This is a genomic window from Streptomyces sp. NPDC058985 (assembly GCF_042740985.1).
Classification (GTDB): domain Bacteria; phylum Actinomycetota; class Actinomycetes; order Streptomycetales; family Streptomycetaceae; genus Streptomyces.
Window position 1 is genome coordinate 145,130 of sequence record NZ_JBHYJX010000009.1, and the last position, 19,280, is coordinate 164,409.

Here is a 19,280-nt window from a genome sequence, read left to right on the forward strand (position 1 = left end):
CGGGGCCGGCCCCTCCGGCGTGCGGGGGGGGGCCGGTGCCTGTCAGCCGAGGTAGGGCTCGAAGTCCCAGTACGGGCGGGTGCGCTGACGGGCGGAGAGGGTGTGCGGATGCTGGGCGCCGAGCGTCCGGGTCAGACCCAGCAGCCCGTCCTCCTCCAGCTTCCCGGCCTCCTCGTGCTCCCGGGCCGCCCGCAGGTCGGCTGCCAGGGCGACCTGGCAGGACAGGGTCAGCGGGTGCTCCCCGCCCAGCGTGCGCTGGGCCCGGCGCACCGTGTCGCGGCCGAGTTCCACCGCGTCGGCGATCCGCCCGTTGAAGTTGCGCGCGCCGGTGGCGCACAGGGCGCAGCCGAGCACCCAGGGGTGGTCGGGGCCCAGGGTGGCGGTGAGTCCGGCCAGGGCCGCCTCGAACATCGCCATGGCCTCGGCCCGCTCGCCGGCCGCCTGCATGATCAGGCCGGTGTTGGCGAGCATGCCGGTGGCGACGGGGTGGGCGGGCCCGAGCAGCGCCCGGTACCCGGACTCGGCCTCCTCGATCAGCTCGCGGGCGTGACGGAGGTCGCCGTGTTCGCGGAGGTAGTTGCCGTAGTTGGTGAGGAAGGCGAGGGTGCGGTAGTGCCCGCGGCCGTGGACCTGGGCCAGCTCGTCCAGCAGGCTCGCCATCTCGGGGCCGATGTCCTGCGTGGGCCCGCCCCCTCGGCGGCGGCTCATCACCAGCTGGGTGCGTGCCCCCAGGGTCTGCGGATGCTGCGGGCCCAGCACCTGCAGATGCAGGCGGACCGCCGGCTCCTGGCGTGCGAGCGCGTCCCGGTAGCGGCCGAGCAGCCTCAGGTCGTGCGTGACGGCGCTCGACGAGTTGAGCGTGCTGATGTGCCGGGCGCGCAGGACGCTCTCGCGAATGCCGTAGTTCTCCAGGTCGAGTTCGTAGGCCTCGGCGAACCGGCCGAGCAGGCGCAGGCTGACACCGAGGTTGTGCCGGGCGACCGTCGTGGCGGTCTCGTTCGGGCCGAGCAGGCGGTCGGTGCCTTCCAGGACCTCGTGCTGCAAGGCGTACGCCTCGTCGTAGCGCCCCAGGTGGCGCAGGCAGCTGGCCATCGCCCCCTGGGTGGTCAGCTCCGCCAGCGGGTTGGTGCCGGGCGCCGCCCGCAGCCGCTCCAGGACGTCGCGGTCGAGGTCGTACGCCTCCCGGAACCGGCCGCTGACCCGCACCATGGTGCTCTCCTCCCGCGTCAGGTCCAGCATCTGCGGGGAGAGCGGGGGCAGGAACGCGGCCCAGCGCTCCCGGGTCCGCCGGGCCAGGTTCAGACCGGTGGTGTACTCCCCGCTGCGGTTGCAGTAGCGCAGGCAGTTCAGCACGGTCTCCTGGATCCGGGGCCGCGTGCTGTCGAGCGCGCCCGAGGGCTCCAGATGCGGCAGCAGTTCGGCGTAGCGGGGCCAGTTCCGGCTGTCCTGGGGGTTGCCGGGGTCCGCTTCGGCCAGCAGGGTGCGCACCGCTCTGCGGTGGCTGTCACGCTGGTCGTCGCCGGTCAGCTTGGAGACGATGTCGTGGACCAGCCGGTGCATGTGCACCGACTCCTGGTGCGGCCCCATCTCCAGGCCGGCCGGACCCCGGGTCTCGCGGGTGAGGACCGAGTACTTCACCAAGGTGTCCAGCGCCCGGGACCAGGCGGGCAGGTCCGCCGTCATCCAGCGCAGGTTCTCGGGGAGATCGGCGTGCGGATAGGCGCGGATCAGTCCGAGCGGGATACGCCCGGGGGCGAAGGAGGTGCACAGTCCCAGCACGTCGATGGCCTGCGGCTGGGCCCGGCGGAACCGGTTGAGCAGTATCGACCAGGAGGTCATGGAGGACTGGGGGAAGCCGTCGCCGGTGACGGGTTCGTCGACGGTGGAGAGCCGGCGCTCGCGCACCATCCGCAGGTACTCGGACACCTCCATACCGGACTCGCCGAGCCAGGAGGCCGCCTGCACCAGCGGCAGCGGTACGTCACCGAACTCGGCGGCGACCTCCTCCGCCTCGGCGGCGCTGATGTGGCCGGCCCTGCGCATCAGGTAGCCGACGGACTCGGCGCGCACGAAGCCGGGGACCTCCACGGCGTCCGTCCGCTCGCTCCAGGCCCGGTTGCGGGACGTGACCAGGACGTGGCCGGGCCCCTGCGGGAGCAGGGCGTCGGCTCCGTCGGTGTCGTCCCAGCCATCGAAGATCACCAGCCACTTCTGGTGCGGGTCGCCGCGGCGCAGGGCGTTGCGGACCGCGCGAATGCGTTCGCCGGGCTCGCTGCCGCTGCGCAGACCGAGTTCGACCGCGAGTTCGCCGAGTCGGTCGCGCTGGATGTTGCGGTCGTCGGAGTTGACCCACCAGACCACGTCGTAGTCGGTGCTGAAGCGGTGCGCGTACTCGGCGGCGAGCTGGGTCTTGCCGATGCCCGACATGCCCAGCAGCGTGCAGGCGGCCGCGCCGCGCTCGGCGTCCGCGAGGCGCTGGTGGATGGTGGTGAGCAGGTCGTCGCGGCCGGTGAAGCGCGGGTTGCGGCGCGGCACCTCGCCCCAGACGTCGCATCGCGTGTCGGGAAAACGGACCCGGGCGGCCGGGGTCCGCGGGGTGGGCAGCGGCGCCAGGCCCAGCCGGGCGAGCAGCCGCTCCTCGACGGCTTCCTCGCTCAGCCCCCACAGACTGGCCGGTTCCAGGACGGCCGTGGCGGGCAGCAGCGGCCGATTGGTGAGGTTGACGGCGGCGAAGCGGTCGGCGTGCGCGGCGACGAAGCCGCGCAGCGCGTCGTTCCACTCCCCCGGCGGGCGCGGCCCCAGCTCGAAGAACCAGTCGTTGAGGACGAGGAGCACGCGCCCGCTGGACAGCAGCAGGTCACCCAGGGAGTCCTCCAGCGGGATCTCCCGCGGCGGGTCCCAGCGCTGAAGTGTGGCCCGTTGGCCGTGGCGTTCCAGGCACTGTTCGATCCACGCCGCCCATGAGCGGTGATAGCCGGGGAAGACCACAAGAATGTGCTCGGAGGCCGTCGCACCGCCCCCGCCGGACCACCGCTTGTCCGCCATCACCGCTCCCTGTCCCGCCGCGTCCGCCGCGCTCGCGCACACGCTAACGCAACGCGGTCACACTCGTGCGCTCCGTCATGTCGAGTTTCGGGCGGCCACGCCGAGACTCTCGTGGTGCCCCTGCATCTCCCGCACGAAACTCCGTCCCGCACAGGTGAGTTCATCGGATTCACGCAGTACGGCCAAGGCCTCCCCGACCTGTTCCCGGTACTGCGCGAAACGTTCGGCGGCCCGCTGTCGCCACTCCTCGGGCGCGGCGGCCGCGCGCTCCGCCCGCGACCACAGATCGAGCAGCGCGAGGTGGGCGTAGGCACCCTGGAGCACCGCAGGGACGGGGCGGGGGTCCGGCCGCCACGCCACCCGGTGCAGGGTGCCGCCGGGACGGCACAGCGCCACAGCCTCGTCGAGGGCCGCCAGCTTGCTGTGGTGGGTCTCGTGCACCAGCGTCTCCGCCAGTTCCGGCGCGTCGGCCGGCATCCGGGTCAGCACGGCGCCCGGGGCGGCACGGAGTGTCGCCCCGCTCGGGGCTCCCGCGCCGCGGCCGGTGGCGAGCGGCACGACGGAACGCACCAGCCCGTCCGTCTCCGCGACCCGTCCGGGGTCGGTCGCCGACAGCAGCGCGCGGGCCAGGCGCCACCGCCCCGCCCACGCGCGGTACTCGGTGCGTGCGCGGTCGGCCGCGGGAGCGCCCGCCCTGCCGATGCCGCGGGACGGCACGCGGTAGGGGTCGAGGTCGTCCAGGACCGTGTCACCGCCCGGCAGCTTCCGCAGGGCGCGCCAACCGGTTCCCTCCTCCGGTCCCGGTGGCCCGGCGCCTGACGGCCTCCGGCGGGGGCGCGCGGTCACGACGTCGGGGCCCGCCTCCGCGGTGAGCCGCACAGGCCCCGCACCGCCGCTCGCCCGGGCCCACCCCGAAGGACTGCGCAGGACGCCCAGGCCGGGCAGCGCCAGCAGTCCCGAAGGTGCCGTGAACCTGCCGGACGGCGCCCGGCCGGACCGGACGGCGGCGGCGACGGCGACGCCCCTCAGGTGCGGCAGATGGGCCTCGAAGGCTGTTCCCGGCCGCGCGGCGAGCGCCTCCGTGAGCCAGGCGCCGACCGTGGGGTAGTCGAGGACGTCGCGCACCGCCGCCCCGTCGGCCCGTTCGGCGCGCTCCAGCAGCGCCCAGTCGTCCTCGAAGTCCCGGTGCGCGGCGGGGGACAGCGAGGGGCCCTGTCGTTCGACCCGGACCAGGAGGGCCTTGAGGAGCAGCATGCGACGCGCGTGGATCGCGGCACGCAGTGCCGCGGTCGCGGCAGGCAGGGGTCGGGTCCGGGCGAGTGCGACGAAGACGCCGGGCGGTACGGAGGACGGAGTCATCCCCCGGACACCCGAGTCGGCGGAGACTCGGCGAGTCGGGCCGAAAACGAGCACTCTCCGGAGCCCTCCGGCATCAGCCGCTCGCTGTCACCGGAATGCCAGACCTGCTGGGAATCGTCGGAGCCGGCCAGCACCCGGTCGACGGCCGCGATGAGTTCCGGATCGTCCATGGCACGCAATGTCCGCAGGTCGGCATCGGTGAGCCCGGGCAGAAGCACGGTCGGTCCGGCGCCCCCGCCGCGACCGGGCGTTCCCATCCCCTGCTCCGCCACCCTCGGCTCCTCCCTGCCCACGTCCGCCCCGTCCCCTCGCGATGGTTGCCCAGTTCTTCCCGACCGGCCGGAGAGGGAAACCCTTCACCGATCAACTGCGCGCAAACTCGGCCGGGTTGGACCGCTCTCCCCAAGGGTGCCAAGGCGGTGAGAGCCGCCTCCACTCCTCCTCGGGCATGGTCCGGGACGGGGCCTCGGGGGTCCGTCCCGCCGCGAGGTCGTCTCCCGCGCGGCGGGTCAGCTCCACGTCGTCCCAGTCGACCTCCTGCAGGGACCCCGTGAGCCGCTGCCACTGCTCCCGCGCCGCCCGGTAGGCCGCACCGGCCGCGCTGGGCCGGCCCAGCAGCACGAGCACCGCTCCGCGCCCGTGCCGGGCCCGGGCCACCGTCGCCGGCCCCGGCCCGGCCGGGTACGCCTCCCACGCCTCGCGCTCGGCGTTCTCGTACGCGTGCAGCGCCTCGAAGAGCACGGGCGCGCCGGCCCGGTACCACCCTTCGAGCCGCACCCTGCCGAGCTGGAGCCAGGCCTCGGCCCGTACGCCCACGTCGGCCGCCGCCCGCACGGCCTGCCCCAGCAGGTGCCGGCTCTCGAACAGGTCCGGCAGGAAGCCCAGATGACGGAAGCGCTGGGCGAGGGCGCTGCCCACGAGCGCCTGCAGCCGGCCGCGCTGCGCGGAGCGGGCCGGCAGGTCCTTGAGGGCCTCCCTCAGTACGGACTCCGCACGGTCCACGAGACCCGCGCCGTCCCCCCGGGACGCCCTGCGGAGCAGGGACTCGCCCCAGGTGGTGAGGAGCCCGCAGCGTACGACGCTCTCCGGCGGTGCGAGCAGCACGGCCGTCTCGTACGCCTCGTCGGCCTCCTGCGCCTCGCCCGCCGTGTCGTGGAACGCGGCGCGGGCGGCGAGGCAGGGCAGCCGCAGGGCGGGGTCGTCGCCGGCGGCCCGCTCCGCCCGCAGCAGCGCTTCCCGGGTCGCCGCCTCGTCCGCCGGGTCGCCGCGCAGCGCCCGCGCCAGGTCGAGCAGGGCCCGGCTGCGTACGGGGCCGGGGGCGCCGGACTCGTCGAGCAGGGCGCAGGCCGGGCGCAGGTCGGCGGCGGCCTCGCGGTGGTGCCCCAGGTCGAGCAGGAGCCGGCCGCGGCGCAGCAGCCGCGCCCGGTGGACGGCGCGCCAGGTCTCGGTGCGGTGGCGGTCCGCGGCGGACCCGGCCTCCGTGGGCTCAAAGGCGCGGCGGACCGCCGCGGGCCAGGGGGCGATGTCGGGGGCCAGGACGTCGAGCGCGGCCATGAGGCGGTCCGGGTCGCCGGTGACGCGCCACAACGCGTGCAGCCCGGCGGCGAGTTCCAGCGCGGAGTCCGCCTGCGCGGGGCTGTCGTCCGGCGCCGCGCGGTGGGCCGTGGCCAGTTCCCCGGTGGCGGCGGCGAGGAGGTCCGCCCGGCGCTCCGGCGCGCGGCCCGCCACCGTGTCGGCCTCGGCGCGCAGCACGCGGCCGAGGACCAGCCGAGCCCGTACGCCGTCGTCCCCGTCGGGTGCCAAGGCGGCGTCGGCAGCGGTCCCGGCGGCGGCCCGCACCGCAGCCTCGGCGTGCTCCCGCGCCCGGTGCAGCACATCCGGGTCGGCCAGCGTCCGCCACTGGCCGAGCAGCCGCTCCGCCTCCGTCAGGGGCTCGGGCGTGACCAGGTCCGGCAGGTAGAAGCGCAGCACCTGGGCGGGGACGCGGGCGAACAGCTCGGCCTCGACGCTGTCCCCGGCGTTCGGCCCGGCGTCGTCGTCCGTGCGCGACCCGGGATCGGCGGCCCCGGCGTCGCGCCCGGCGAGGCGGACCGCGGCCAGCGCGGCGAAGTTGCGGGTGCCCTTGCCGAAGCGGCGCTCCACGTAGTCCGAGCAGTGCTTGAGGACGAGTCCGGCGGTGTCCTGGTCGAGCGTGGAGAGCAGCAGGTCCTGCACTCGGCCCGGGTAGCTGAAGCACGGCTGTTCGTCGGGGCCGGGCAGCCGGCGCAGCAGCCCGCCCAGCAGGACCTCCGCCAGTTCCATGGGCCCGGTGTCGGGGAGCATGGCACGCTGGACGAGTTGCATGACGGGCAGGGTGAGCGGGGCGGCGGCCAGATAGACGGCGAGGCGCAACGCCCCCGGCGAGGCGGTCGCCCGGAAGGCACGGACGAGTTCGTCGTCGTCGCGGGCGACCGGGCCGGCCGCGGCCTCCGGCGCGGGGCGGTGCGTCGTCAGGGCGGCCCAGGCCCGCTCACTGGTGGGACCGGTGCCGGCCAGCAGACGCGCCCAGGTCTCGAACGCCTCGGGTGTCGGCTGAAGGACCGGTACCGCCGTGACGGGTGCGTCGGGCTCGTCCCACGGCTCGTCGTCCGGGTGGAAGGTGAGACGGCCGCCGAACTCGGCCGGCCGGACCAGCAGTCCGGGCTCGGCGGGCAGGGCCGTGCGGCCCCACAGGCGGGGTGGCAGCGGCTGGACGATGGCCAGGGGCGAGGAGCGCGGCCACTCCCCCAGCAGCCGTTGCGCCCCGCCGCTCTGCCACAGGGTGCCCACGCAGTCGCTGATCAGCAGGGTGACGGAGCGGCCCGAGGGGTCGTGGAGCTCGTCCGGCGAGCGCAGCCGCAGCGGGCGGCCGGGCTCGGCGGCGGGACCGATCGCCGGGCTCCCGGCGGCATCGGCGTACAGATGATGGACCCGGACGGCGGCGAACGCTCCCGACTGCTGACAGGCCTGGCGCAGCTCCTCGACCAGCTGTCCCCACACGGCCATCGCGGGCCCGGTGTCCACCAGGAGGCAGATGTCGCACCGCCTGCTGCGGCCCGGCCGGGGTACGGGCAGCACGAAGCCGGTCGCGGCGGCGCGCTCGGCGGTCGCCTCCTCGTCGATGCCGCCGTCCGTGTACTCGGTGCCCGCGACCCGGTAGCGGCTCAGGATGCGCAGGGCCTTCTCCAGGCCGAGGAGGCCGGGCAGCGCGGTGGCGGCGGGGGCGCGCACCGGGAAGGTGGCGTAGGTGCCGCTGCCGTCGGATCGGCCGGTGGCGGCGCCCGCGGCACGCAGGGGTACCGGGGTGGACGCCCGGGTTCCGGGGGTGGTGCGGTCCGGGGCGGGCCGTGCCGCGCCGTCCGGGGTGGCGAGGTGGGGGTCGGGCGACGCCGGCGGGGTCTGCGATCCGCTCTCCGGCGTACCGGCTGGTTCGGAGCCGGAGCCGGGGTCCGAACCGGAACCGGGGCCCGTGGCGGGGTCGGGGCGGCCGACGGCGGCGCGGGGCGGTGCCGAGCCGAGCCGGCGGGCGAGCCAGACGGCGTCCGCGACGTCCTCGGCGGTGACGTCGAGGCCGGCGCGTCGCAGTCGGCCGATCAGCTCCTCCAGCGGCGCCCCCTGCATCGGGCACTCACCTCGACCGGTCGAGCCGCTGCATGAGCAGGTCCGCGATGCGCTCGCGGGTGAGCCGTTCCGCGTGGGGCGTGTGCTGGGTGAGGAAGAGGGCGTTGAGGAGTTGGTCCGCGGCCATCACCTCGCCCGGTTCCCGGTCGAGGAACCTGCCGATCAGGTCCTGTCCCGCGGCGACCCCCTCCTCGCCGAGGTGCGCTTCCACCATCGCGGTGAGCTGCTCCTCCCCCGGCGGCTCCAGCTCGAGCTGGACGCAGCGCCTCAGCAGCGGCGCCGGGAAGTCACGCTCGCCGTTGGAGGTCAGGACGATCAGCGGGAAGCTGGTGCAGGCGATGCGCCCGCCGTGCACCGCGATCCGGCCGCTGTCGTGCGCGAGCACCTCGACCACGGGCTGCCTGTCGGCGACGCGTTCCAGTTCCGGGATGGCGAACTCGCCCTCCTCCAGCGTGTTCAGGAGGTCGTTGGGCAGGTCGAGGTCGCTCTTGTCCAGTTCGTCGATGAGCAGGACCCGGGGCAGTTCGGAGGGCAGCAGCGCGGTCCCTAGCGGTCCGAGCCGGATGTACGCACCGATGCCCCGGTCCCTGTCCGCTCCGTCGTCCCCTTCGCTTCCGTTGCCGCCGTCGTGTCCGTTGCCCCCGGCGCCGCGGGCGCGCTCCAACTGGACGTCCTGGAGCCGTCCGATCGCGTCGTAGCGGTACAGACCGTCCTGCAGGCTCGTCCGGCTGACGATCGGCCAGCGCAGCACCCGGCCCAGTTTCAGCTCGTGGGCGACCGCGTAGGCGAGGGTGGACTTCCCGGTGCCGGGGTTGCCGGTGACGAGGAGCGGGCGGCGCAGGTAGAGGGCCGCGTTGACGGCGTCGACCTCGGCGGGGCGGGGCGCGTAGTTCTCCGCACGGCGGCGGCGGACTCCGAGCCGGCGGGCTCCGCCCGGGTCCTCCGACCCGGCCGGCGTGCCGTCCTGTCCCCGTGTGAAGTCGCGCCAGGGGGGCGGCTCCGGTAACCGCCGTACACCGTCGTGCGGCTGACCCACTCCGCGGTAGATCCGCCAGTCGTTCACCATGGGCTCCTTCCGGCTCTGGTGATCCTGCAGCGGTCCGGGCCGTTCGAGTACGACGGTACCGTCCGGCCGCCGGGCCCGCCGAGACTCCCGGACGCTCCTGCTTCCCTGATGCCCCGACACCGGGGAGCCGACGGCTTCTGACGCGGCATCAGGCGGTCCGGGGTCCGGCGAGCGGAGGCGGCCGCATCGTCTCCGCCCCGTACGGTGGACGGTCCGGGGGGTCGAAGAGGACGGCGATCCTGCCCGTGAGTCCCTCGCTCAGGGCGATGTCGGGGTCCGAGGCCCCGATGCGCTGGTCGCGTACGTGCGCGTGCAGGCCCTCGGCCCGGCCCGCGAGGGACAGCAGGCGGGCGGCGTTCCGGTGGAACGCCCGGCACCCGTCGTGGTCGTGGCCGTCTCTGCGCCACAGCACCAGGGGGTGTCCGGCGGCGAGGGCGACGTCCATGGCCTCCCGCCCGGCGCCGCTCCCGACGGGCCCGCAGAAGACCGGGACGCAGCCGTCGCCGCTGCCCGACAGCCGGCGGAAGGTGCCGAGCCTGCTCTCCCGGCGCCCGCCGGACTCGTGCCCGCTGTCCGTCGACTCGCCGCGCAGCGGGATGCCGGAGAGCGGCCCCCGCGCGGTGGCCGTCCAGCGCCGGCGCCATTCGGGGATGGGTGCCTTGGCGTTGCGGCGGCGGTCGCGGAGCAGCACGGTACGGCGCAGTCCGAGCGGCATGGACTGCTCGTCGAAGAAGTCGGTCTCCTCGTCCTCGCCCCCCTCACCGGATGCGACGTCCCTCTCGGGGACGAGCCGCCACTCGTCTATCGGCTCGTCGAGCAGGGCGCGGGGCAGGAACGCCTCGACCACCGCCAGGTGTTCACCGCGGTCGCCCAGCCGCAGCGCTTCGGCGAGCGGCTCCCTCAGGTACTCCTGGAGTTCGTGGCGCCGTACGCCGAGGTCGTTGCTGTAGAGAGGGGTGACGTCCCGGCCGTCGTACAGGAGTCGCACGCTCAGCGGGTAGCGCTCCCCGTAGACCGGTTCCCCGATGTCGACGAGGACGTCGGCTCCGGTGCGGGCCGGTGTCTCGCGCACGAGGACAGGACCGGCGGGCCGGGCGACGGCCGGCTCGCGCACGTCGTCGAGCAGCCGGTCGATGTCCTCGCGGATGACCGGCCGGGCGTACAGGACCGCCTGCTCCCCGATCCACCGGGTGAAGTCCCGCAGCCGCTCCGGGTCGGTGCCGCCCGGGTGTTCCAGCACGGTGTGCCGGGCCACCTTGGCCGCGTACAGCAGTACGGCGTCCAGGTCGAGTTCGGGCCTGCCTCCCTTGTCACCGAGGTCGCGCAGCCCGTGCAGCAGGGCCGCGCCCTCCCGCCAGGTGCGCGGGTCCTCGGGGAAGGGGGACCGGAAGTCCGACTGCACCACGCGGGACTTGGCCTCCTGCACGAGGTCCAGGATCTCCCCCGGGCCGCTGGGCGGCGGCAACTGGGCGAGGTGGCCGTAGAGGTGGAGGCGCTGGGCGGGGTCGAGGATGCCGGGGGTGCCCGGGTCGCGCAGCCCGGTCTGCACCCGCGTCCAGTCGGTGTCCGCTCCGGGCCGGTTGAAGCGGGCGAGGTGGTGCAGGTCGTGCTCGCGCATGACGGTGTGCAGGATGTCGCCCCCGCGCACGTCGTGCAGCTCGCGCAGCGCGGTGACGGGGACGGCGGCCCCCTCCGACTGCCGGACGCCCTTGTTCATGCCGATGACGGAGCCGTGGCGGAGGTCGACCACGGGTCCGCCGGACAGGCCCTCGACCGGCAGGGCGCCGGTGAGCAACAGGGCCTTGCCGTCCCGGCCGCTGGCCTCACCGACGCCGTGTCTGAGGCCGAGGGCGCCGGTCTGCCGCGACCAGCCGTGCAGCGAGACCGGGGCGGGGATGGTCGGGGCGCGATCGCTCAGCCAGACGCACGGGGCGTCGTCGGCGCCGTGCACCCGGACGAGTGCGATGTCCGGGAAGTCCCAGCGCGCGCGGCCCGCGTGCGCGGGCTCGGGGCGCGGTTTGGCGAGCACCACCTCGCCCGTGGTGGTGCCGCCCTGCCAGGTGACCCCCACGGGGCTCCGACTCCGCCACACCTCCGCTCCCCCCTTCCCCACGACGTGAGCACAGGTCAACAGCCAGCCCGGCGCTATGAAGAATCCCGATCCCCAGTATTCGCCACGCTCCGGTGCATACCCGTCACCCGGTGCGACGATGCGCGCGAGCGAGGGGCGCACCAGGTCTTCGAGGGCGCTCATACGGCCCCGGACACCGGAGGTCCGGGCGCGGGAACGGCACCGCCCTCCGGTCCGGGTCGCGGCGCGCCGTCCCGGCGGGCGGGTTCGGTCCAGGTCAACGACACGTTCAGCGAGGCGTTGCCGCCGCCGCCCGCGATCGCGGCCACGACGCTGCCGGCCTGCGCCGACAGCTCGATGCCGAAGCCGACGGAGACCTCGACGGATTCCTGGGTGTCCAGTCCGGCGCGCAGGGAGCGCACGACACCACCGACCGTGCCGGCGAGGCCCCCGGCCATGTCGATGACGCGGTCCCGTACTCCGGTGTCCTCGAAGCCGTCACCGGTCGTCGCGTCGTCGGGCGCGCTCACTCTGGCCCAGACGACGGTCCCGTCGTCGAGCCGTACCTGTTCGATCCCCCCGGCCACGGCGCCCCCGTCCGTTCGCTTCCGGCTCCCCCGCTGCTGTGGAGGTCTCTTACCCCACCGGGGGGAGCAGGCTAAACCCCTGGCCCTGCCCAGTGGTTCAGGCCGAGTGGTTCAGTCCGAGTGGTTCAGACCGAGTGGCCCTACTCCTCGTCCTCGTCCTCGTCGTCCAGGCGGGCGAGCCAGGTGGCGAGGCGCTCGACGGGGACCTCGAAGTCCGGATTGAGGTCGACGAAGGTACGCAGCTGTTCGGCGAGCCACTCGAAGGTGACCTCTTCCTCGCCGCGCCGCTTCTCCAGTTCCTCGATGCCGCGGTCGGTGAAGTACATGTGGCGTTCTCCTGCGTGCGTCCGTGTTCCGAATCGGCCCCCAAGACTATGCAAAGGGCACCGGGCGGGTGCCGTGCGCCCCGGCCGGGGAGCGGAGCCCGGCGGTCCGTCGGGCGTCGGGTGCCGGGCGTCCGGCGGGCGCGTTCACCGCAGCGGACTCCGGTGTCTTGACTTTCCGCAGCCGCGATATATCGTGAATGACGGAGGACGCGATATGGCGCGTTCGGTCGAGGAGGTCTGCACCATGTCCGAGTGGTCCGTCGCGGAGCCCAGGAAACTCACCTTCGACGAGTCCGTGAGCCGCCTGCACGTACGCATCGTCGATGGAACGGTGAACGTCGTGGGCACGGACGAGGGTTCCGCCCGCCTGGAGGTCTCCGAGATCGAGGGACCACCCCTGATCGTCACCCATGAGGACGGCGCGCTCACCGTGGCCTACGAGGACCTGCCCTGGAAGGGTTTCCTCAAGTGGCTCGACCGCAAGGGCTGGCGCCGCAGCGCGGTGGTCTCCCTGGCGGTGCCGACCGGCACCCGCGTGGAGGTGGGCGCGGTCAGCGCCGCGGCCGTCGTCTCCGGACTCGACGGGCACGCCGAGGTGAAGGGCGTCTCCGGAGACACCACCCTGGTGAGCCTCGCGGGCCCGGTCCGCGCGGACACCGTCTCGGGGAACGTGGAGGCCCAGGCCCTCACCGGAGACCTGCGTTTCCACTCCGTCTCCGGTGACCTGACGGTGGTGGAGGCGGGTTCCTCCGTACGGGCGGATTCGGTGAGCGGATCGATGATCGTCGACCTGGACCCGGCCGGCGGCCCCACCGACATCAGCCTGAACAGCGTCTCGGGCGAGATCGCCATCCGGCTGCCCCAGCCCGCCGACGCCCAGGTGGAGGCCAACACCGCCAGCGGCGCGGTCTCCAGCGCCTTCGAGGACCTCCGGGTGGGCGGCCAGTGGGGCGCCAAGCGGATCACCGGGCGGCTCGGCGCGGGCAACGGGCGGCTGAAGGCCACCACGATCTCCGGCTCGATCGCCCTGCTGCGGCGGCCGGCCGCGGCGGACACTCCGTGGGAGCGGGAGCCGCGGGACACCGGCCCGGCGCACGACGCGCCGGGCGACCCGGGGGACAATTCCGCTGCCGTCCGGGACCACGGCGACACCGCCGCCCCGTCGGACGGCACGACCGACAAGAAGGTGCTCTGACATGCCCCCCGTCTTCGCCCACGGCCGACTGCGCCTCTATCTCCTCAAGCTCCTGGACGAGGCCCCGCGCCACGGCTACGAGGTGATCCGGCTCCTCGAAGAGCGCTTCCAGGGCCTCTACGCCCCGTCGGCGGGCACGGTGTATCCGCGCCTGGCCAAGCTGGAGGCCGAGGGGCTGGTCACCCACACCACCGAGGGCGGACGCAAGGTGTACGCCATCACGGACGCCGGCCGGGCCGAGCTGGCCGAGCGCAGCGGCGAGCTGGCCGATCTGGAGCTGGAGATCCGGGAGTCGGTCGCCGAGCTGGCCGCCGAGATCCGGGCCGACGTGCGCGGCGCGGCGGGAGACCTGCGCCGGGAGATGCGGGCCGCGGCCAGCGCGGCGCGCCAGGGCGCCGGACCGGGGACGCAGGACGAGGCGGGCGGGGCCGGGGGCGTCGACGACAAGGAGGCCTGGCGGGCCGCCAAGGAGGAGATGCGCCGGGTCAAGCAGGAGTGGAAGGAGCAGGCCCGCCGCGCCAAGGACGAGAGCAGGCGCGCCCGCGACGAGGCCCAGCGGGCCCGGCGTCAGGCCAAGGAGGCCCAGGAGCGGGCCCGGACCCAGGCGCAGGAGGAGGTGCAGCGCATCGCCCAGCGGGTCCAGGAGCAGGTGCAGGACCACTTCTCGCGGGGCGACTGGCCCACGGGACTGCGCGAGGGGCTGAGCGAACTGGCGAAGGAGGTCGGCGACTTCGGCAAGGACTTCGGGAAGGAGTTCGGCAAGGACTGGGGCTTCGGCCGCACCGACACGGGCTCCACCGCCCCCCGGCCCGAGTACTCCGCCACCCCCGAGGACTTCCCCGCCGGCTACGCCCCGGCCTGGGCCCACGAGGACGCGGCGGACTCCACCGGGGACCCGGCCCGTGACCTGGACCGGCTGCTCGACCGCTTCCGGGACGACATCCGTGACGCCGCCCGGGACCGGGGCGTCACGCCCGACCAGCTCCGTGACGCCCGTCGGCAGTTGTCGGCGGCGGCGGCGCACATCGGGGCGATTCTGCGGACGCCGAAGGCCTGACCTCAGGGGCACGGCCCCCGGCGCCCGGCCACGGGCGTCGGACGCGGGGCGTTGGATGCGGGGCGTTGGACGCGGGCGTCGGACGCGGGGCGTCGGACGCGGGGCGTCGGGCTCAGGCCGCGCCCGCGCCCTCCCCGGAGCCGTCGCCCAGCACCCGGGTCAGCGACTCGTGGGTCACCCCGTGGTCGGCGAGCACCTCCGCGGGCACGCCAGGGCGGATCGTCAGCGCGAGGAGGAGGTGCTCGTCCCCGATGCGCCGGTCGCGCCGGGCGACGGCGACCCGCAGCGCCTTCTCCAGGACCTCCTTGGCGCCCCGGTCGAAGCCCCGGTGCCCGGACCAGCGCCGTCCGCCGCCCTTCCGCTCGCCGGACATGACCCCGACACCGTGCACCTCCTCCACCCGGGCGACGACCTCCGAGACGTCGATCCCCAGTCCGGCGAGGGCATCGGTCTCGGCCTGTGTCAGACCGGCCCGGCGCCGCGCCTCCGCCAGCGCCCGCCGCACCGAGTCCCGGCGCTCGCCGCCGGCCCCGAGCGCCGTCAGCGCGAAGGAGGCCCGGCTGCCCTCCCGGTCCAGCAGGGCGAGCAGCAGGTGTCCGGTGTCGACGGTCCGCGCATCCGCGGCCTCGGCATGCCCGACGGCCCCCTGCACGACCGTCCGGGCATCCTTCGTGAACCGCTCGAACATCAATGCCTCCCGTACTTCTTGTGCACGGCCTGCCTGCTGACTCCGAGCTCCGTGGCGATCTCCTGCCACGACCAGCCCTGGTGGCGCGCGCTGCGCACCTGCACCGCCTCCAGCTGCTCCAGCAGCCTCCGCAGGGCGGCGACGGCCCGCAGCCCGACCCTGGGGTCGCGGTCACCCGCACGCGTGGCGAGATCCGTTGCTTCGCTCATACGGGTCAACTTAGGTTGACATCCACTCGCCGTCAACCCCAGTTGACATCGCGGGTCCGCGGAGTCAGGAACCGCTGAGCACGATCTTGCCGAACAGCTCCCCGGAGGCCATCCGCTCGAAGCCCTCACGGGCCCGGTCCAGCGGGAGCACGTCGTCGATGACGGGACGTACGCCGGTGGCGGCGCAGAAGGAGAGCAGGTCCTCCAGTTCGTCCTTGGTGCCCATCGTGGAGCCGACGACCCGCAGCTCCAGGAAGAAGATCCGGGTCAGCTCCGCGTGCGAGGGCCGGTCGCCGCTGGTGGCGCCGGAGATGACCAGCGTCCCGCCCGGCCGCAGCGACTTCACCGAGTGCGACCAGGTGGCGGCGCCCACGGTCTCGATGACGGCGTCCACCCGCTGCGGCAGCCGCGCGCCCGGCTCCACCGCCTCGACCGCGCCCAGTTCCAGGGCCCGCTTCCGCTTCGCCTCGTCCCGGCTGGTGGCGAAGACCCGCAGCCCCGCGGCCCGGCCGAGCACGATCGCGGCCGTGGCCACCCCGCCGCCGGCGCCCTGCACCAGCACGGAGTCGCCGGGACGCACCCCGGCGTTGGTGAACAGCATCCGGTACGCCGTCAGCCAGGCGGTGGGCAGACAGGCGGCCTCCGCGAAGGACAGCTCCTTCGGCTTGGGCAGGATGTTCCAGGTGGGCACGGCGACCTGCTCGGCGAACGTCCCCGGATAGCGCTCGGTGAGGATGGAGCGCGGCTCCCGGGGGCCGACCCCGTGGCCGGTCTGGCCGATCACCGAGTGCAGGACGACCTCGTTGCCGTCCGCGTCGACACCGGCGGCGTCGCAGCCCAGGATCATCGGCAGCCGGTCCTCCGGGAGGCCGACGCCGCGCAGGGACCAGAGGTCGTGATGGTTGAGGGAGGCGGCCCTGACATCGACGACACTCCAGCCGGGCCGGGCCTCGGGAGCCGGACGCTCCCCCAACTCCAGGCCGGTCAGCGGCTCGTCGCGGTCGATTCGGGCGGCGTAGACAGCGAACATGGCCCTGACGATAGGTTCCCCACCCGCCGACCGGAACCACGACGCCCTGTGACACACACCCTCTTGCCACCAGCGCCGCCGCCGGGCCAGGCGGCGGCCTCCTGCAAACGGGAGCGGCCCCGCCCTCCCGAGGAGGACGAGGCCGCTCACCGCACACGCGCGTCACACCGTCACCGGCGCGCCACACCCTCCGCACGGGCCGCGGCCGCCACCGCCGCCGTGACCGCCGGGGCGACCCGCTCGTCGAACGGGGACGGGATGACGTAGTCCGCGGCGAGGTCGTCCCCCACCACGGAGGCCAGCGCCTCGGCCGCCGCGAGCTTCATGCCCTCGGTGATCCGCGACGCCCGCACCTGGAGCGCGCCCGCGAAGATGCCCGGGAACGCCAGCACGTTGTTGATCTGGTTCGGGAAGTCCGAGCGCCCCGTGGCGACGACCGCCGCGTACTTGTGGGCGACCTCCGGGTGCACCTCGGGGTTCGGGTTGGCCATCGCGAAGACGAAGGCGCCCTTCGCCATCGAGGCCACCGCGTCCTCGGCCACCGTGCCGCCGGAGACGCCGATGAAGACGTCGGCGCCCGCGAGCGCGTCCTCCAGCGAGCCGGACAGCCCCGCCTTGTTGGTGAAGGAGGCCACCTCCTGCTTGACCGGCGTGAGGTCCGCCCGGCCCGCCGAGATGATGCCCTTGCGGTCCGCCAGCGCGACATCCCCGATACCGGCCTCCACCAGCATCTTGGCGATGGCGACACCGGCCGCGCCCGCGCCCGAGATCACCGCGCGCAGCTCGCCCAGCGTCCGCCCGCTCAGCCGCGCCGCGTTGCGCAGCGCCGCCAGCGTCACGACCGCCGTGCCGTGCTGGTCGTCGTGGAAGACCGGGATGTCCAGGCGCTCCTGGAGCTTGCGCTCGATCTCGAAGCAGCGCGGCGCCGAGATGTCCTCCAGATTGACGCCGCCGAACGAGGGCGCGAGGCGGACCACCGTCTCCACGATGTCGTCGGCGTCCGTGCAGTCCAGGGCGATCGGGACCGCGTCCACCCCGCCGAACTGCTTGAAGAGGATCGCCTTGCCCTCCATCACCGGGAGGGAGGCCTCGGGCCCGATGTCCCCGAGCCCCAGCACCGCCGTGCCGTCCGTCACGACCGCGACGACCGAGGACTTCCAGGTGTAGTCGTGGACGAGGTCGGGCTGCTCGGCGATCGCGCTGCACACCTTCGCGACGCCGGGCGTGTACGCCAGGGACAGGTCTTCCTTGTCACGGACCGGCACGGTGGCCTGCACGGCCATCTTGCCGCCGCGGTGCAGCGCGAACGCGGGGTCGAAGGAGTCGAGCGGCTCCGCGCCCGCCCCCTGCTCCGCACCGGCTCCGTTGTCGCTGCGAGGATTGACGATCTCCGCTGCCACTTTGTCTTACCCCTTAAGAGTTCATGGTTTGAGGGTTGTCCACTCCTGGTGAGGAATGGGCGGGCACCGCGCGGGAGGATGGCTGTACGGGCCACGAGGACCCCGCGCGACGGGCGCGCCGCACACGCGCCCTGAGCCCCTGATGAGGGGTGTAAAGAACCTTCTTACCCGACGGACGCCTCCGGCGACGAGTCGGATAAGAGCAAGCTCACATGTCGGACCCCGAACGCCGCATGTCGGTGACATGGCTCATAGCCGGGGATCAGGACAACCTCACGGCACCCCTTGACAGAGCGGGAGAAGCCACTTGCAACGGCCGTACGCGCTGATGATCCATGCCCGGATAACGAGAAATTCCGCAGATCTTCCGGCCGGAGGGGCAGATTCCCGTAAAGGTTCGGTCGTGATGTACCGACCTGATGCGGTTCGGGGGGTGACCCGTTATCCGATTTTGACATGACGGCCCCCCTGAATGGCCGAGTCCGAATGGCAAGATGCCGTAATCACACGAGGTCGCGGCACTCGAAGGTGTGTGCTCACGTCGACCCACGGCGCCCGCCGGTCCCCCGGCAGGCGTCCCGCTCCATCGGAACACCACCGTCCCCATCGGCAACTCCATCCATCCGCCGGAGGAACCCCATGACCGCAAGCTCCACCCGTCGTACGACCGCCGCGCACTCCCGGCTAGCAGCGGTCGGTGCGATCGCGGTCGCAGGCGCGCTGCTGCTCACCGGATGCGGCGACCAGACCGAGAACAGCGACTCCGGCAGCGACAACCAGTCCTCGAACGGTGCTCCGCTGGCCGACAAGCTGCCGCAGTCGATCCGCGACAAGGGCACCGTCAAGGTCGGCTCCGACATCGCCTACGCGCCCGTCGAGTTCAAGGACGACTCCGGCAAGACGGTCGGTATCGACCCCGACCTCGCGGACGCCCTGGGCAAGCAGCTCGGCGTGAAGTTCGAGTTCGAGAACGGCACCTTCGACACCCTGATCACGGGTCTGCGCTCCAAGCGGTACGACATCGCCATGTCCGCGATGACCGACACCAAGGACCGCCAGGAGGGCATCGACTCGGACACCGGCAAGAAGGTCGGCCAGGGCGTCGACTTCGTCGACTACTTCACCGCCGGTGTCTCCATCTACACCAAGAAGGGCGACGACCAGGGCATCAAGACCTGGTCCGACCTGTGCGGCAAGAAGCTCGTGCTCCAGCGCGGCACGGTCTCCGAGGACCTGGCCAAGGCCGAGAACGAGAAGTGCCCGGCCGGCAAGAAGATCTCCATGGAGGCCTTCGACAACGACCAGCAGGCCCAGACCCGCCTGCGCGCGGGCGGCGCCGACGCCGGCTCCTCCGACTTCCCGGTGGCGGCGTACGCGGTGAAGACCTCCGGCGGCGGCAAGGACTTCGAGCTGGTCGGCGAGCAGGTCGAGGCCGCGCCGTACGGCATCGCGGTCGCCAAGGAGAACACGCAGCTGCGCGACGCCCTGAAGGCGGCGCTGGACGCGGTGATCGCCAACGGCGAGTACAAGAAGATCATGGACAAGTGGGGCGTGGCGGAAGGTGCCCTCACGGAGGCCACCATCAACGGCGGCAAGTGACCGCGCGGC

The 19,280-nt window shown here is 73.8% G+C and carries 15 protein-coding genes; 3 read left to right on the plus strand and 12 right to left on the minus strand.

Annotation, left to right across the window (positions count from 1 at the left end; all coding sequences use genetic code 11):
- Window positions 1–42: 42 nt before the first annotated feature.
- From fxsT to ACFW01_RS11315, 8 genes are all read right to left on the minus strand, one after another.
- The gene (fxsT, locus tag ACFW01_RS11280; protein ID WP_234954724.1) at window positions 43–3,045 is read right to left on the minus strand and encodes an FxSxx-COOH system tetratricopeptide repeat protein; all 3,003 of its coding nucleotides are present in this window, start codon (window positions 3,043–3,045) and stop codon (window positions 43–45) included.
- A 75-nt stretch (window positions 3,046–3,120) separates the two neighbouring features.
- Window positions 3,121–4,404: an aKG-HExxH-type peptide beta-hydroxylase gene (locus ACFW01_RS11285; RefSeq protein WP_384503093.1), complete on the minus strand. Its 1,284-nt coding sequence runs from the start codon at window positions 4,402–4,404 to the stop codon at window positions 3,121–3,123.
- Window positions 4,401–4,676: a hypothetical protein gene (locus ACFW01_RS11290; RefSeq protein WP_384503095.1), complete on the minus strand. Its 276-nt coding sequence runs from the start codon at window positions 4,674–4,676 to the stop codon at window positions 4,401–4,403. Before ACFW01_RS11290 ends, ACFW01_RS11285 begins: the two co-directional genes overlap by 4 nt.
- Window positions 4,677–4,767: 91 nt before the next feature.
- Entirely contained in the window at window positions 4,768–8,043 is a 3,276-nt protein-coding gene (locus ACFW01_RS11295) for an SAV_2336 N-terminal domain-related protein (protein WP_384503097.1), read from the minus strand.
- Window positions 8,044–8,050: 7 nt separating this feature from the next.
- Window positions 8,051–9,106 carry an AAA family ATPase gene (locus ACFW01_RS11300; RefSeq protein WP_384503169.1) on the minus strand — a complete coding sequence of 352 codons (1,056 nt, stop codon included), beginning with the start codon at window positions 9,104–9,106 and terminating at the stop codon, window positions 8,051–8,053.
- Between the two features lie 151 nt (window positions 9,107–9,257).
- A complete protein-coding gene (locus tag ACFW01_RS11305) occupies window positions 9,258–11,363 on the minus strand; it encodes a trypsin-like peptidase domain-containing protein (protein ID WP_234954730.1) in 2,106 nt (701 codons plus the stop codon).
- Window positions 11,360–11,767 carry a CU044_2847 family protein gene (locus ACFW01_RS11310; RefSeq protein ID WP_234954732.1) on the minus strand — a complete coding sequence of 136 codons (408 nt, stop codon included), beginning with the start codon at window positions 11,765–11,767 and terminating at the stop codon, window positions 11,360–11,362. Before ACFW01_RS11310 ends, ACFW01_RS11305 begins: the two co-directional genes overlap by 4 nt.
- A gap of 140 nt (window positions 11,768–11,907) precedes the next feature.
- Window positions 11,908–12,093: a DUF6104 family protein gene (locus ACFW01_RS11315; protein ID WP_030190019.1), complete on the minus strand. Its 186-nt coding sequence runs from the start codon at window positions 12,091–12,093 to the stop codon at window positions 11,908–11,910.
- Window positions 12,094–12,337: 244 nt separating this feature from the next.
- Between ACFW01_RS11315 and ACFW01_RS11320 the strand changes: the two genes are divergently transcribed.
- Both ACFW01_RS11320 and ACFW01_RS11325 read left to right on the plus strand, forming a co-directional pair.
- The gene (locus ACFW01_RS11320; protein WP_234955396.1) at window positions 12,338–13,288 is read left to right on the plus strand and encodes a DUF4097 family beta strand repeat-containing protein; all 951 of its coding nucleotides are present in this window, start codon (window positions 12,338–12,340) and stop codon (window positions 13,286–13,288) included.
- 1 nt (window position 13,289) lies between these two features.
- Window positions 13,290–14,345: a PadR family transcriptional regulator gene (locus ACFW01_RS11325; protein WP_234954734.1), complete on the plus strand. Its 1,056-nt coding sequence runs from the start codon at window positions 13,290–13,292 to the stop codon at window positions 14,343–14,345.
- Window positions 14,346–14,457: 112 nt separating this feature from the next.
- Here the strand turns inward: ACFW01_RS11325 and ACFW01_RS11330 are convergent, their stop codons facing one another.
- From ACFW01_RS11330 to ACFW01_RS11345, 4 genes are all read right to left on the minus strand, one after another.
- Window positions 14,458–15,033: a Clp protease N-terminal domain-containing protein gene (locus ACFW01_RS11330; protein WP_234954736.1), complete on the minus strand. Its 576-nt coding sequence runs from the start codon at window positions 15,031–15,033 to the stop codon at window positions 14,458–14,460.
- Window positions 15,033–15,242 carry a helix-turn-helix domain-containing protein gene (locus ACFW01_RS11335; protein WP_161331678.1) on the minus strand — a complete coding sequence of 70 codons (210 nt, stop codon included), beginning with the start codon at window positions 15,240–15,242 and terminating at the stop codon, window positions 15,033–15,035. The genes ACFW01_RS11330 and ACFW01_RS11335 overlap by 1 nt, the downstream gene beginning before the upstream one ends.
- 64 nt (window positions 15,243–15,306) lie before the next feature.
- Window positions 15,307–16,272, minus strand: a complete 966-nt coding sequence (locus ACFW01_RS11340; RefSeq protein WP_234954737.1) for a zinc-binding dehydrogenase — start codon at window positions 16,270–16,272, stop codon at window positions 15,307–15,309.
- A 170-nt stretch (window positions 16,273–16,442) separates the two neighbouring features.
- Complete coding sequence (locus ACFW01_RS11345) at window positions 16,443–17,672, minus strand: NADP-dependent malic enzyme (RefSeq protein WP_234954738.1); 1,230 nt, start codon at window positions 17,670–17,672, stop codon at window positions 16,443–16,445.
- Window positions 17,673–18,311: 639 nt separating this feature from the next.
- On the opposite strand from ACFW01_RS11345, the gene ACFW01_RS11350 reads away from it, so the two are divergent.
- Window positions 18,312–19,271, plus strand: a complete 960-nt coding sequence (locus ACFW01_RS11350; RefSeq protein WP_234954739.1) for an ABC transporter substrate-binding protein — start codon at window positions 18,312–18,314, stop codon at window positions 19,269–19,271.
- The last annotated feature ends 9 nt before the right edge of the window (window positions 19,272–19,280 follow it).